General features: G+C 62.2%; 13 protein-coding genes. All 13 read right to left on the bottom strand.

Annotation, left to right across the window (positions count from 1 at the left end; all coding sequences use genetic code 11):
- Positions 1-81: 81 nt before the first annotated feature.
- Positions 82-1,191 (bottom strand): rod shape-determining protein RodA, encoded by a 1,110-nt coding sequence (gene rodA / locus GX181_07005; GenBank protein NLM71690.1) that lies wholly within the window; start codon positions 1,189-1,191, stop codon positions 82-84.
- 52 nt (positions 1,192-1,243) lie between these two features.
- The gene (minE, locus tag GX181_07000; protein NLM71689.1) at positions 1,244-1,528 is read right to left on the bottom strand and encodes a cell division topological specificity factor MinE; all 285 of its coding nucleotides are present in this window, start codon (positions 1,526-1,528) and stop codon (positions 1,244-1,246) included.
- 19 nt (positions 1,529-1,547) lie between these two features.
- Entirely contained in the window at positions 1,548-2,354 is an 807-nt protein-coding gene (gene minD / locus GX181_06995) for a septum site-determining protein MinD (GenBank protein ID NLM71688.1), read from the bottom strand.
- A gap of 52 nt (positions 2,355-2,406) precedes the next feature.
- A complete protein-coding gene (locus GX181_06990; GenBank protein NLM71687.1) occupies positions 2,407-3,120 on the bottom strand; it encodes a septum site-determining protein MinC in 714 nt (237 codons plus the stop codon).
- 84 nt (positions 3,121-3,204) lie between these two features.
- Positions 3,205-4,950 carry a penicillin-binding protein 2 gene (gene mrdA / locus GX181_06985; protein NLM71686.1) on the bottom strand — a complete coding sequence of 582 codons (1,746 nt, stop codon included), beginning with the start codon at positions 4,948-4,950 and terminating at the stop codon, positions 3,205-3,207.
- A complete protein-coding gene (locus tag GX181_06980; GenBank protein NLM71685.1) occupies positions 4,943-5,401 on the bottom strand; it encodes a hypothetical protein in 459 nt (152 codons plus the stop codon). Before GX181_06980 ends, mrdA begins: the two co-directional genes overlap by 8 nt.
- The gene (locus GX181_06975) at positions 5,398-6,198 is read right to left on the bottom strand and encodes a rod shape-determining protein MreC (protein NLM71684.1); all 801 of its coding nucleotides are present in this window, start codon (positions 6,196-6,198) and stop codon (positions 5,398-5,400) included. The genes GX181_06980 and GX181_06975 overlap by 4 nt, the downstream gene beginning before the upstream one ends.
- A gap of 32 nt (positions 6,199-6,230) precedes the next feature.
- A complete protein-coding gene (locus GX181_06970) occupies positions 6,231-7,286 on the bottom strand; it encodes a rod shape-determining protein (GenBank protein ID NLM71683.1) in 1,056 nt (351 codons plus the stop codon).
- Positions 7,279-7,977, bottom strand: a complete 699-nt coding sequence (gene radC, locus GX181_06965; protein NLM71682.1) for a DNA repair protein RadC — start codon at positions 7,975-7,977, stop codon at positions 7,279-7,281. Before radC ends, GX181_06970 begins: the two co-directional genes overlap by 8 nt.
- A complete protein-coding gene (locus GX181_06960; protein ID NLM71681.1) occupies positions 7,974-8,621 on the bottom strand; it encodes an MBL fold metallo-hydrolase in 648 nt (215 codons plus the stop codon). Before GX181_06960 ends, radC begins: the two co-directional genes overlap by 4 nt.
- 36 nt (positions 8,622-8,657) lie before the next feature.
- Positions 8,658-9,095, bottom strand: coding sequence for a D-tyrosyl-tRNA(Tyr) deacylase (locus GX181_06955; GenBank protein ID NLM71680.1), 438 nt, complete (start codon positions 9,093-9,095; stop codon positions 8,658-8,660).
- A gap of 9 nt (positions 9,096-9,104) precedes the next feature.
- Positions 9,105-11,417 (bottom strand): bifunctional (p)ppGpp synthetase/guanosine-3',5'-bis(diphosphate) 3'-pyrophosphohydrolase, encoded by a 2,313-nt coding sequence (locus GX181_06950; GenBank protein NLM71679.1) that lies wholly within the window; start codon positions 11,415-11,417, stop codon positions 9,105-9,107.
- Between the two features lie 75 nt (positions 11,418-11,492).
- The coding region (locus tag GX181_06945; protein ID NLM71678.1) for a single-stranded DNA exonuclease RecJ at positions 11,493-13,085 on the bottom strand (1,593 nt) is incomplete at its 5' end.

The raw sequence follows: 13,085 nt of genomic DNA, 5'->3' as shown, positions 1-13,085 counted from the left end.
GCGGTCCGAAACCTTTGCGCTCAATCGGGAAGCTCATGCGCAGCCGACACCTCCTGTCTTTTTTCAGTTATATGCACATAATTATTTATATTGTTTTAAGGTTGATATGTAAACGCTCTGGGCAAGGCCAAGCGCCATGGAGAACGAGAGAAGGGAGCTGCCTCCGTAACTTACAAAGGGCAGGGGCAGGCCGGTGATCGGCAGCAGCCCCATGCTCATCCCCACGCTCTGCACCACTTGAAACCAGAGCCAGGCGGAGATGCCCGCGATCATCACCTTGGCGCGCAGGTCCTTGGTACGAAGCCCCGCGTCCACCAGCCGCCAGAAGATCAGGCCGAAGAGCAGAAGCAGGATCAATGCACCGACGAAGCCGAACTCCTCTGAGAAGACGCCGAATATGAAGTCGGTGTGAGGCTCCGGAAGGAAGCGCAGCTTGCTCTGCGCCCCTCCCATGAACCCGGCGCCGAACAGGCCTCCGGATCCGACGGCGATGCGCGACTGGATGGCGTTGTACCCCGCGCCCAGCGGATCGCTCCACGGGTCCAGGAATACGAGGATCCTGGCCTTCTGGTAATCCTTCAGAAAGCGCCAGGCGACGGGCAAAAGCATCGGCAAGGAGAGCATCAATCCCGCGGGATAACGAGCAGGTGCGCCGGCCACGACTACCGCGACAAAGATTATCACCGAGCACACGATCGCACTGCCCGCGTCCGGTTGCAGCAGGACCAGTACCACCGACAATCCGGGCAACAGCAATCCCCCGAGGAAGGAGGGGAAAGTCTTTGGAGGGTATCTGCACAGGTGTTTTCCAAGCAGCAGGACTAGGGATATCTTCACGAACTCCACTGGCTGAAAGCGAAAGAGGCCGAGGTCGATCCAGCGCTGAGAGCCCTTCACGCTCAGCCCGACGACCATCATGACCAGCAGCACCGCGATGGATACCCCGTAAAGAAGGTACGCCTTCTGAAGAAAGAGCTCGTGACCTATCTTTACCGTGATCAGAAAAGCGCCGACCGAGAGAATACCCCATACAAGCTGTCTCGCGGCGAAAGAGCTACCCTTGCCCTCGAACCCGGCGCCCGCACTGAAGATGGATACCACTCCGAGGCAGAAGAGCACCACCGCCGGGATGAGCTGGATCTTGTCCAGCCCGGTCAGCTTCTCGTGGAAAGTGCGAATGTTCTCCTCCATGATCTCCCCCGGTCAATACTTGTTAAATAGCGGTCCGCCTTCGCCGACCGATTTACAGCAGCTCCCCGTTCCTCGCCGGCACGACGCCGCGCTTTATCCTGATGACAGGGATGTTGGCGACGAAGGCCACAGACCTGTCCGCCCTGTCGAAGTCCATCTCTATGCGCGATGTGTCGATGTCCATGTACCTGGTTATCACGGCGATCATGTCCCTGCGAAGCCCATCCAGCATCTCGGGCGAGATGTCCGACCTGTCATGGATCAGTACTATCTGGAGCCGCTCTTTCGCTATTGATTTCGAGCCTGTCGAGCCGAATAGTTTCTTGAAGAAGCCCATAATGAATACCTCTTTTCCGTCAGTCTTTCATCCCGAAGAACCTTCGTATTCCGGCCAACAGGCCCCTGCCGCTCTCCTCCTCGAACTTCGGGAAGGGGATCTCCTGTCCTGTGAGACGCGCCGCTATCCTCTGGAAGGCTTTGGCAGCGGGCGAGCTGTCCGAAAAGGTGAGCGGTTCGCCCCGGTTGGCCGACTTGACGACGCTGTCGTCCTCCGGGACGACCCCGACAAGGCCTATGGCGAGGATGTCCAGCACGTCGGTCACGTCAAGCATCTCTCCCTCCAGCACCATGTTGGCCCTCAGCCTGTTTACGACAAGGCGTATGGGGGCCTTGCCCATGGACTCAAGCAGGCCGATGATTCTGTCCGCGTCCCGGACCGATGAGACCTCGGGCGTCGCTATGACTATGGCCTCGTCAGCCCCGGCCACCGCGTTGCGGAAGCCGCTCTCTATGCCCGCCGGGCTGTCGATCAGCACGTACTCGAACTCGTCCCTGAGGAGATCGCAGAGCTGCTCCATCTGCTCCGCCGAGACGGCGTCCTTGGTGCGCGTCTGCGCGGCCGGGAGGAGGAAGAGGTTGTCGACTCGCTTGTCCCTGACGAGGGCCTGGTTCAATCGGCAGTTGCCCTCCATGACGTCGATGAAGTTATAGACGACCCTGTTCTCCAACCCCATTACCACGTCGAGGTTCCTGAGTCCGATGTCCCCGTCGACCGCCACCACCCTGTGGCCGGACCGAGCCAAGGCCACCGAAAGATTGGACGTCGCGGTGGTCTTGCCCACCCCTCCCTTTCCGGAGGTTATTACGATTACACGAGAATCCACAGCCAGATCTCCCCTTCCATCTCTTTCGCCCCGCACGGGCGAATCCCGGATGTTATAACTTCAGCTCCCTCACTACGAGGGAGTCATTTTCAAGACTGATGACCACGGACTTGCCCCACCACTCCATGTCGCTGCCCAGAGTGGAGCAGAGTTTTCCGCCGAGGCGAAGCTGCTTGGCCTCGAACTGGCCTGCCGAGATGCAGAACTGGCCTCCGTGCATTCCCGCGTGAACCACTCCTTTCAGCCTGCCGCGGACGAAGACGTTGCCCGAGGAGCAGATCTCCGCCCCCTCGTTCATATGCCCGAGGAGCACCACGTCTCCGTCGTGCTCCACCCTCTGGCCCGACCTGAGCGACTGCATCAGCACCAAGGACCCGGTGCCGACCGTCCTGCGCTCGGGCCTCTCAGACCCCGGCTCCTCGGTGATGAAGCCGGAGGCCCTGAGAAGATCGAGCGTATCGGCGTTGTACGACATCCATGAGAGGACGCGGATCTCCCCCGTCCAGACGAACTCGGATAGAAGCCTCAGTAAAAAGGGACGTCCGAGGCTTCTCCCCTGCAGGTCCAGGACCACTCCTATGTCGCGGGCAAGGCGCGCGGCGTCCCCGGAGAAGCGGAGAAGCTCATCGAACAGCTCTTCGTCGGACATCTCCTCGGGCAGGATCATGCGGACCCCGTATCCCGCGCCCTTCAGCACGATCCCGGACCGTTCTTCCCTTTCCGGCGAGCCGTTCCGGCCCTCAAGGGATTGCATGTTTTCCGTCACTCGATCTCCTCCTCCGGAAGTCATTATAACGGCAACTGACCGCTGGTAGAAAAAAGGTACAAAACGCCCCGGTCAATAGAGAACTCAGGGCTGCTTAACCCTGGACGAAGGAACCAGGAGATAGGAGAGCATCTCTCCCACCATGGGTGAGGCCACCGACCCTCCGTGAAGCCCCGCCTCCAGCATAGCCACGCCCACGTATTTCGGGTCGTCCATCGGCGCGTACCCGACGAAGAGAGCGTGGTCCGCCCCGTGGGCATTCTGCGCGGTGCCGGTCTTTCCGGCCACCGTTATCCCGAAGCTCCCCGCCCGCTGGGCCGTGCCCCTTCGGACTACGAAGTCCAGCCCCTTGCGGATTATCTTTAGGTGCTCCTGGTCTATGTTCAGGTCAACCGACTGCTTCGGCGCCCTCTCCGCCAGCCTCGGTCGGACCACCTTGCCGCCGTTGGCGATGGCGGCGTACAGGGTGGCCAGCTGCAGCGGGGTCGTCAGCAGAAAGCCCTGTCCTATGGAGTAGTTCACCGTGTCTCCCTTGTACCATGACTCTTTCAGGCGCGCCTTCTTCCACTCCGGGCCTGCGATCACGCCGGACGCCTCGCCCGGGAGGTCGATCCCGGTGGGCTTTCCAAGCCCCAGCATGTCGGCCCATTTCAGCAGTTTTGTTATCCCGACCTTAAGGCCCACCTGGTAGAAGTATATGTCGCACGAATACTGAAGCGCGGTCACCAGGTTCATCCTCCCGTGCCCCGTCCGCCTCCAGCAGCGGAAGACCCTGTTCCCCAGGGGAAATGCGCCGCTGCAGGAGAAGAGAGTGGAGGAGGAGACCTCCTTCTCGGCCAGGGCCGCAAGCCCCACGAGCGCCTTGAAGGTCGACGCTGGCGGATACAGACCTGCTATACTCCTATCGAGCATGGGCTTCTGAGAGTCGTTGAGCAGGGCGTTCCACTCGGTGGACGACACTCCCCACGAGAGGGGGTTGTTGTCGTAGGACGGGGAGGAGACCAGCACCAGCACGTCCCCGTCATGGACGTCCATCACCACCATCGCCCCGCGCCTGTCCTTCAGCAGTTCGGTCGCGAGCCTCTGGGCACCGAGGTCGAGCGTGAGTTTAAGGTCCTCTCCGCGCCCGGCGAGGTAGGAGTCGATCCTCCTGATCTTGCGCCCCTTGGAGTCGACCTCCACGGACTCCCCACCCGGCTTTCCGCGAAGTATCTCCTCGTACTGCTTCTCTATGCCCGACTTTCCTATATGGTCCCCACCTACGTACCCCTTGCTCTCCAGCAGGCGAAGCTCGCTCTCGCTGATCTCGCCGACGAACCCGGTCACGTTCGCGGCGACCCCCCCGGCCGGATAAGTCCTCCTAAGCACGGGGATGGGGAAGAGCTGCCTGGGGAACTCCGGGTCGGCAACCAGCTCCGCCATCTGGGCGAGGGTGATGCCCGACACCACCCTGACCACCCTGTAAGGGGCCCACGACTGCCGTTTGATCTCCTTGTAAAGGTCCCGGTCCGTCAGGGGGATGCCGTGGCGCATCAGCAGAAGGGACAGCCTTTCTATCATACCGTCCTTCTCTATGTCCAGCGGGTAGCCCATTATGTCGAATGTCGTTACGTTCGCGGCAACCGGGACCCCGTTGCGGTCGACTATCTCGCCCCTTATGGGCGCGTAGCGGATGAACCTGAGCCTGTTGTTGGCGCCCAGGCGGACGTAGGTGTCGACTTTCACGATCTGGAAATAGTACAGCCATCCCACTAGGACGAGGAGTATGAAGAGTAGAAACCATCTCCAGCAGAGGAGCCTGCGGTTGATGAGAGAGCGCTGGTCAGACATCCCGGTTCTTAAGCCTCCATGCGTAGGCGGCGCACCCCAGAAGGACCAGTGGCACTATGTGGCTCTGCTGGATGAGGTACGCCTGCAGTATCGACAGTCCCCTGGCTCCCCAGAGGTAGATCCTTCCGATGGCCACAGGCATGTTCGCGGCCCAAAGGAGCAGCCCGAAGAGGGAAATCGTCCTTCCGGACACCGGTAGCGAGTACCACAGCCAGCGGACAACCATTATGGTGGTAACGTAGAAAAGCGAGGTGATTCCCGGAAAACCGGTCCACCTTAGGTCCCATAAAACCCCCCCCAGGAACGCGGCCCATACGGTGCGCACCCCGTCCTCGGAGCTGTAGAGAGACAGGAAGACGAGGGTGAGCAGAAAGACCTCCGGCACTAGAACTTTTCCGGAGCTCAGGATCCACAGAAAATCCTGCATGTACCAGGAGAACAGGTAGATCACGGGTCTTCCTTCCCTTCCGAGGAGGACGGGTGCAGGATCTCGAGCGCGTAGAGCTGGGACAGGGACGCGCCGGGCAGGACGCGCCACGCCGAGTATCCGTCGTTCGTCTCCCGCCGCTCGTCGGAGAGAACTCCCAGCGGGATGCCCGGCGGCAGGGCCTCGCTGACCATGGCCGTGCTTATGTGCAGACCACCCCTCAGGACCCTGTTCTCGGGGATGTAGAGCAGCCACACCCCCCCCTCCCCGTCACCCGCGACCACGCCCAGATCCCTGGTCTCCTCCACCACCACGGGAATCATGAGGGTCGAGGAGGACAGAAGCTCGACCCACGCGTAACGTCCCTCCGCCGAGCCGACCCTGCCGGCGAGGAAGCCGTTCTGAAGAGCCGGCGCCCCGACGACGACCCCATCCTTGTATCCCTTGTTGATCCTGACCTCCGACCACCAGGAGAGAGGCTCCCTGACCGTGATTCGGGCGAAGTGCGCGAAGCCGTCAAGCTCGGTCCTCAGGCCTTCGGCCGTCTCCATCGACCATACCAGCCTGAGCCGCTCGTTCTCCGCCCTCAGGGAGTTCATGCGGTCCTGCAGTTCTCCCCTGTCCACGAACCACACGGCGAACTCCCTGGCCGTTCTCTCGATGAGGACTGCCGGGTACTCGGGATATCTAAGGGCCTCGCCTACCAGGTCAACCGCACCTCTGAACAGCTCCCGCCTTGGAGCGGCAGCCAATAGCAGGAGGCTGGCGGCCACGGCCAAAAGCCCGTGAATCCACTCTCTTTCGCTGCGCTTGTCGGTCATGACGGGGCGCTCCGCACTTCAGGGGACGGAGGCTACTTCGAACCCTTCTCCACGGAGAGGAGCACCTTTCTCATGTCCCCGAGGTTCTCAAGGATCTTCCCCACTCCCCTTGCGACCGCGAAGAGCGCATCCTCCGCCACCACCACGGGGGTGTTCATCGCCCTGGAGAGCCTCTCCGAAAGCCCGCGCAGCAGGGACACTCCGCCCGAAAGGAAGATCCCCTGGTCGACTATGTCCTTGGCCAGCTCCGGGGGGGTCTGTTCGAGCGCGACCTTCACCATGTCCTCGATCCTGAGGAGGATGGGCTCGAGCGCCTCTCGCACCTCGACGGAGGTCACTATGTCGGCCTTCGGCAGGCCGTCGGCCAGGTCGCGCCCCTTCACCGCCATCTCCAGCTCCTTGTCCAGGGGGAGGGCGGAGCCGATTGCGATCTTGACCTCCTCCGCGGTCGTCTCCCCGATGAGGAGGGCGTAGCGCTGGCGAAGCATCGCAACTATGGCGTTGTCCATCTCCTTGCCGGCGGCGCGGAGAGAGTTGGTCACCACTATTCCTCCAAGCGACAGCACACCCGCCTCGCTCGTGCCTCCGCCGATGTCGAGTATCATGCTCCCCCTGGGCTCCTGTATCGGCAGGCCGACGCCAAGGGCGGCGGCGACCGGCTCCTCTATCACGTAGGCCTCCTTGGCGCCGGCACCGAGAGTGGCGTCGATAACGGCCTTCCGCTCCACCTCGGTGACCTCCGCAGGCACGGAGATGACGACCCTGGGATGAGACACGAACGACTTTCCGCCGTTGGCCTTCCTCAGGCAGTGCCTGATCAGCTCCTCCGTCATCTCGAAGTTGGCTATCACCCCGTCCTGCATTGGCCATATGGTGAAAACTCCTCCAGGGGTCTTGCCCGCCATGGCCTTGGCCTCGCGGCCCACCGCTATGACCTCTGTCGCGCCGCCCTTGGGACGCTTGCGGATAGCCACCGCCGACGGCTCGTTGATGACCACGCCCTTCCCCTTGACGTACACGATGATGTTGGCGGTCCCGAGGTCTATTCCGATATCGCCTCCGAATACACCTGAAAAAAATTTAAACACCTGCATCCATCCCCGCTTTCCAAGGCTCCCCGGCCAGAGAGATGCGTCTGCTCTCGCCGTTCGCCACGACAAAATGCCCTAACAGGTCGATGCCCAGAATCTGCGTCCTTCGAGACAGGAAATCCGTGAGCTTGATATCATCGACGCTCGGTTGGAGCGACCCGTCCGGATGATTGTGCACAAGGATCAGTCCGTGAGAGTTGAGCCTCACACACCTCCTGAGGAGATATTTTACATCAAGAAAGGCCCCTTCCGCCCCCCCGAAGGACAATCTGTCCTCCTGGATCACCGAGCCGTTTCTCCTGGTGTGTATGGCGAATATGAACTCCCTCTCCTCGTCGGCCAGCTCGCCCGCCAGCCTCTCCACTCTCGCCCTCCACCCCTCGGAGGCGGTCGTCTCGTCCCGCTGGCAGGAGAGACGCTTCGCGAGCTCCATCGCGGCCAGCAGTACGCATGCCTTTGCATCTCCCAGTCCCGGGAGCTCCATCATCTCCTCGTCCGACGCCTTGGCCAATCCCCTCAGGTCGCCAAACTTGCCCAGCACGTCCGCGGACAGCTCGAGCACGTCCTTCCCCCTGCTGCCGGTCCTCAGCAGGATCGCGAGCAGCTCAGGGACGGACAGGGACGCCGCTCCCCTCCGGCGAAGCCTCTCCCTCGGCCTCTCCTCGGCGGGAAGTGAGGAGAGCCTCACGCCCACTCCTCCGGCCAGAAGGGGTTGTGCCTGCGCTCCGTCCCTATTGTAGTCGATGGGCCGTGACCGGGCAGTACTGGAGTATGATCTGGAAGGGACGAGAGCAGCATCAACGACCTTCGCAGCTGGCCAGAGTCGCCGCCGGAGAGGTCGGTGCGCCCCACGCTGCCGGCGAACAGGGTGTCCCCGGACAACAGGATTCCCATTTCCTCGGAACCTCCCGGCGAGGCCAGAAAGCAGACGCTGCCCGGTGTATGACCGGGCGTTCCTATCACCCTTACCGTAATACCCCCCACCGACAGTACGTCCCCGTCGTGCAGGACGGAATAATCTTCGAAGCCCTTGAAGTCGTAGCCCAGCCGGCGCATGGTCCTCTGATCGGGGAAGCGAAGCATCTGCGCATCTCCCTCGCTGATGTAGACTCGGGCCTCGGCCCTTTCAAGCACTGAGTGCAGACCGCCTACGTGGTCGGGGTGTCCGTGTGTAAGCAGAATTGTTCCGATCGCAATGCCTTTGGCCCCGGCGAATTCGAACACCTCGGTCGCGTCGCCCGCCGGATCGACCATGAACCCGTTGCCCGAGTCGTCCCACACCAGGTAGGAGTTGGTCTGAAGAGGTCCTAAAAGAAACTTCCTGTAGTTCATAGGGCATTTGTCCTTTCACTCCCGCCGGGTGCGGGATCAGCTGTCTATTATCAGGGTCACCGGGCCGTCGTTTGCTATCTCGACCAGCATGTGCGCCCCGAAAACGCCGCTCTCGACGCGCACACCCCTGGTTTCGACGGCCTTCTTGAACTTCTCGAACAGCCTGTCCGCATGTTCCGGGTCCCCCGCTCCGACGAACGAGGGACGCCGCCCCTTGCGACAGTCCCCGTAGAGTGTGAACTGCGACACGGCCAGCAGGTCTCCCCCCGTCTCCAGCAGGGACCTGTTCATCTTGCCCTCGTCGTCCTGGAATATACGCAGGTTGACGATCTTGTCAGCCATCCAGTCGACCTCTTTCTCTCCGTCGGAGTCGGAGACTGCCAGCAGGACGCACAAACCCCCCGGGATCGAGCCGCTCGTCTCCCCCTCCACCAGCACCCTGGCGGAGGAGACTCTCTGTACCACCGCTCTCATCTTCGATCTTCACCCCCGTGTCACCTGGATCATGCCCTTGACCGAGTTCAGCCTGGCCACTATGTTGTACAGGTGTTCAAGGTCCTTGACGCGCAGCTCCATCTTCATCCTCGCCATGTTGCCTCCCACGACGCCGGCCTTTATCCCCGTCACCGTGCCGTCGCCGGCGGCTATGGCCTGGACCACGTCCCCGAAGAGGCCGCTCCTGTCGATTGCCTCCACCTTCAGGCGGGCGGAGAACTTGCGGTTTTTAGTATTGCCCCAGGAGACGTTCACCCGCCTCTCCTCCCTGGCGTTCTTCACGTTTTCACAGTCGGCCCTGTGGACCGTGATCCCCCTGGTCCTAGTGGAGAAGCCCATTATCGGGTCGCCGGGCACCGGCTCGCAGCATTTGGCCAGCGAGACCTGCACTCCCTCCGCCCCCTCTACCACTACGTCGGAGTCTCCCTTGCCTCCTGAGAAAGAGACGTGCCTCTCCGGTTCCGGGGCTGTCAGCGGCTGAACGATGGGCGCGGCATCCCGGGCTGTCTGTTCGGCCAATCGCTGCGCTATGAGCGACACTCCTTGATGTCCCGACCCTATGGCAGCGAGCAGCTCTTCTCCATTCGAGTACGACGTGTCGCGGGCCAGCCTGTTCAACATCTGGATGATCTCGTCGAAGTCCTCGTACTCGGGCGTGCCCCGCCTCTTCAGCTCTCGCTCCAGCAGATCCCTGCCCCTCTGGGTCTTCTCCATCCTCTCGGACTTCTCGATGGCCCGGAACCAGGCCCGGATCTTGCTCCTGGCCTTGCCGCTGCGCGCTATCTTCAGCCAGTCGCGCGACGGAGTGCCCTGGGGGGAGGTGATTATCTTTACTATGTCGCCGTTCTGAAGCTCGTACCCCATGGCCACGATGCGGTTGTTGACCATCGCCCCGACGCACCTGGTCCCCACCTGCGTGTGTATGGCAAAGGCAAAGTCCAGCGGCGTGGATCCCTTGGGCAGCGAGACCACCTCGCCCTGGGGCGTGAAGACGAAGACGTCGCTCGACAGCACGTCGTCCTTGAGGCGCTCCAGGAACTCCGACGGGTCGGCGCCGTCGTGGTCGGCCTCGATGGCCTGGCGTATCCAGTTCAGCTTGGCATCCAGGTCGTCGAGCGATCCCTTTCCCTCACCCTCCTTGTAGCGCCAGTGAGCCGCTATTCCGTACTCGGCCAGGGAGTTCATCTCCCAAGTGCGTATCTGCACCTCGAGCTGCTCTCCGTCGGGGCCGACCACCGTGGTGTGCAGAGACTGGTACATGTTCGTCTTGGGGTTGGCTATGTAGTCGTCGAACTGGCCCGGAATGGGCTTCCATATCGTGTGCACAATCCCCAGCACGGTGTAGCAGGCGGCTATGTCTTCGACCAGCACCCTGAGCGCGAGCAGGTCGTAGAGCTGCTCGACGGGCAGCTTTTTACGGTTCATCTTCTCGTAGATGCTGTAGAAGTGCTTGGCCCTCCCCTTGACCTTGCAGCGGATCCCCTCCTCCTCGAGCCGTGCGGAGAGGATCGCAAGGGCCTTCTTGATGACAGTCTCCCTCTCCGGGAGCTTCTTCCTGACCCTGCGCCTTATCTCGTAGTACATCTCAGGGTCGGCGTACTTGAAGGCCAGGTCTTCGAGGCCGCGCTTCACCTGGTATATTCCCAGTCTATGAGCCAGCGGCGCGTAGATCTCCAGCGTCTCCCTGGCGATGCGCATCTGCTTGTCCTTGCGCAGCGCTCCCAGTGTACGCATGTTGTGCAGCCGGTCGGCCAGCTTTATCAGGACCACCCGTATGTCCTTGGCCATGACGACAAACATCTTGCGAAGGTTTTCCGCCTGGTAGTCCTCGAAGGTCTTGAAGGGAAGCTTGCCCAGCTTGGTGACCCCGTCGACGAGGGTGGCCACCGACGGGCCGAACGCGGCCGAGAGCTTGTCCATGGTGACCTCCGTGTCCTCAAGCACGTCGTGAAGCAGGGCTGCCGTGAGGGTGACGCTGTCGAGCTGCATGTCGGCCAGTATGGACGCGACGTTTATCGTGTGGACGATGTACGGATCCCCGGTGGAGCGGCGCTGCTCCCTGTGGGCAGCTCCGGCCATGACCAGAGCCTCGCCCAGCTGCATCAGCTCCTCCTTGTCGAGGTAGGACACGACCTTGGACCAGAACTCGTGCCAGGCGAACTTGACGGAGATCGCCCGCTCCTCCTCCGGGATACGGCCGATGTAGCTGTCCCGCAGCTTCCCCGAGGCCTTCCTGTCAAGGGTCCGAGAATACTCGGGCACGGCGGAGAGATCGCCCTCGGGCTGCTCCGGGCGAGTCATCTTCTCTATTCTTCCCTCGGAGAGCTTTACCGGGTCCATTCTTTCCCCCGGCTTCGCCGTCCGCGGGAACGGGTACTATACGACCGCGAAGTCCACAATGTACTGAAGTCTCTCCTCCCCGCGCCAGCAGTCCAGCCGTGGACGGTAAACCCATCCGTCGGCTCCAGCCAGCGCCTCCCTGTCACTCTCCCCGTAGAACGCCAGCAGGCGAACCCCCGCCGCCTCTATCTGCAAGTGTTTTCCGTCCCTCCCCAGCGGCAACATGCGCTCCGCCCCTGCGCGACGCAGGAAGAACAGGGGAGAGGGGTTGCCGTTTCCGAAGGGGCCCAGCCTGCAGGCCTCCTTCCAGTCGTCTATCGATATCTTCCCCGGGTCCATGGCGATCGCGGAGACCGTAGGCTCTTCTATCTTCATGGAGGCCAGCGCCCTCTGCAGATCCCGCTCCACGAGGCTCCAGTTCTCCCGGGATACGGAGAATCCGGCAGCATACCTGTGCCCGCCCCAGGCATCCAGCATCGAGGAAAGGGACTCAAGCACCCCTACGGCGTCCCCGCCGTCCGGCACGCGCAGGGTGCCCCGGATTCCCGTTCTGACGGGCGCCGCGAGAGCGACGGGTGTCCCGGTGCTGCTGCATATCCTGCTGGCCACGCCGCTGAGCACCCCTACCGGCCAAGACTCGCCGAGTATCACGTTGGCGGCCCCGGCAACCATCCTTTCGGCGGCGTCCTCCGTTATCTGCATGGAGAGAGACTGCCTCTTCCTGTTCAGCGATATCAACATGTCCACTGATTCATCCATTCCGGCCGCGCCGAGCAGGACCTCCACCGCCGTGTCCGCGACCTCCATCCTGCCCGCGGCGTTGATGCACGGGATGATTTTCATCGAGAGGGTCTCCTCGTTCAGGGCACCGCCCGAAGTCTCTATCCTCAGCCTGTTGAAGAGCTTCGCGAGCCCCGGTCGCGGGGAGTGGGACAGAGAGTCCATCCCCCTGCGCACGAGGGCCCGGTTGAGCTGCGTCAGGGGCATGCAGTCGGCTATTGTGGCGAGGGCGACCAGATCCAGCATCTTGAGCAGCCTCTCCCTCGGCAGCAGCCCGTGCTTCCAGGCCCACGCCCACAGGACGCCGGTGGCGCAGAGGGCGCGTCCATCGCGAACCCCCTCGCCGTCGCCACCTCCCGCGTGAGGGTTCACTACGCTGGAATGCAGGGGTTTTTCCGGATCGGGCAGGTGATGGTCGAAGACGAAGACGTTCATCCCGGAACGGGCGACCCTCTCGAGCAGGTCGTAGTCCTTAGTCCCGCAGTCCACGACTATGAGGGTGTCCCAACCTACTTGGACGAGCCTGTCCAGTATGTGCTCGTGAAGTCCGTACCCGTGCTCGTGGCGGTGCGGGATGAAAAACCTCGCCTGCTTCGCCCTGCCGCGACAAAGCTCGAGGGCCAGCGCCGTGGAGGACGCCCCGTCCGCGTCATAATCGCCGTAGACCAGCACCCTGCCCAGCGAACCGGGTTTTCGCCACCTGTACGCCGCGTCCTGGGAGTTTTCTCCAAGGTAGAGGTCGTCCATCATCTCCTCCAGGGAGGACTCGCATGTCGGACACTGGGCCACCGTCCAGTCGTCGGCGCCGAGGACGCCCTCGTCCCGGCCCGCCGAGAAGGCGCTCCTGCT

This window comes from Synergistaceae bacterium, assembly GCA_012521675.1.
Taxonomy (GTDB): domain Bacteria; phylum Synergistota; class Synergistia; order Synergistales; family Aminobacteriaceae; genus JAAYLU01.
The sequence above is the reverse complement of the archived record's forward strand: the minus strand, read 5'-3'. Positions and strand labels throughout refer to the sequence as shown.